Raw genomic sequence first — 1,499 nt, 5'->3', positions numbered from 1 at the left:
CGGAGTGTTAGGGGTCTTTGGCTTCGCGGCTCCGTCTACCAGTTTCGGGTTCGGGTTCCTGCCGATCTAGCAGGTGTGGTCGGACGGAATCATGTGAATCGGTCTCTGAAAACAGACAGTCGATCATTGGCGGTCAGGCTCAGCAGGAAGGTTTCGTTCGAGGTTGAGAGCCTGTTTGAAACCCTTCGTCGAGATACTGGTAGAGCCTTCGATGAGAGACTGCTGACTGTTGGGGCTGTGCCGGAAAAACGGTTGGCATCATCAGGGACAGCCTTGGTGATGATGGAAGAGAAACCTCAAATCAAAACTATCCCATTCAAAACATTGGGAGACGTTTATGATTTGTATCTCCAAGACCCGACCAAAAAGCGCAGCAAGAGAACGATGCTTGCACATTACACGACACGGAAAATTGTCGAGGATGTGATGGGAAGAGATACGCTTATCACTGAAATCACGAGAGAAAACTGCCGTGAGTTTCTGGATATACTGCGCTGGCTTCCTGTGAATTTTTCCAAGACTTACAGAGATATGGCGGTTCGTGAGGTTGTCGAGCTAGCCAAGAAAGACCGCAAAATCAGAACGATCAACACGACCAACATCAACGCCTACATGGCAAGGTTTGCTACGATGTTGAATTGGGCTGTCGCGGAAGATCATCTCGGCAAAAACCCTGCGAAGGCATTGCAGCTTGCAGATACTGTGCGCCCTCAGGATCGTCGGAAGCCGTTCCAGCTATGGCAGCTTCAGAAGATTTTTTCGGCACCGATCTACACTGGATGCAAGGACGAGGAACAAGGATATGCCACCGCAGGAACCATGATAGCTACTGGAGCGAGGTTCTGGATTCCATTGCTGGGGCTTTTTACAGGGGCAAGGTTAAACGAGCTATGTCAGCTTGATGTGGCGGATGTGAAGGTCATCGAGAGTGTATCCTGCATTGTCATAACCGAGGAGAGTGCTTCTGGTGAACGAGACAAATCTCTGAAGACCAAAGCCAGTGCGAGGATCGTTCCTGTGCACCCCACATTGTTGGAAATCGGCTTCATGGCATTTGTGGATCGGAAACGAAAAAGCGGGTCGATAAAGCTGTTCGATGATGTTCCTGCTGGCGCTACCGGTTTTCGTTCGGTGGCTTTTTCCCGCTGGTTTTCACGGTTCCTCATCAGCAGCAAAGCCAATGCACCCCTGACCTGTTTCCATTCATTCAGGCATGGGTTTCGTGACGCTGGACGCAATGCGAAAATTCAGCGCGATCTGGTCCTGACCCTTGGTGGTTGGATCACAGGCGGAAACCAGAGCGAAGCTTCGGATGCTTACGGTAGCGGTTACCATCCCCGTGTGCTGTTTGAAGCTATCAGCGCCATCGAATTTCCAGAGCTAGATTTGTCGCACCTGAAACCGACATGATTCCGTCCGACCACACCTGCTAGATCGGCAGGAACCCGAACCCGAAACTGGTAGACGGAGCCGCGAAGCCAAAGACCCCTAACACTCCG

2 protein-coding genes are annotated in these 1,499 nt (G+C 51.4%); one reads left to right on the top strand and one right to left on the bottom strand.

The features are described from left to right. On the top strand, nt 1–1,410 hold a 1,410-nt coding region (locus G404_RS19980), incomplete at its 5' end, for a site-specific integrase (protein WP_211230808.1). Here G404_RS19980 and G404_RS21050 read toward each other — a convergent pair. Beyond that, on the bottom strand, nt 1,329–1,499 hold a 171-nt coding region (locus tag G404_RS21050; protein WP_425411658.1), incomplete at its 5' end, for a DUF6538 domain-containing protein. The two genes, G404_RS19980 and G404_RS21050, sit on opposite strands and share 82 nt — an antisense overlap.

Source organism: Novosphingobium acidiphilum DSM 19966, from assembly GCF_000429005.1.
GTDB classification, from domain to species: domain Bacteria; phylum Pseudomonadota; class Alphaproteobacteria; order Sphingomonadales; family Sphingomonadaceae; genus Novosphingobium; species Novosphingobium acidiphilum.
This window is presented reverse-complemented; position numbering and strand designations above follow the sequence as displayed.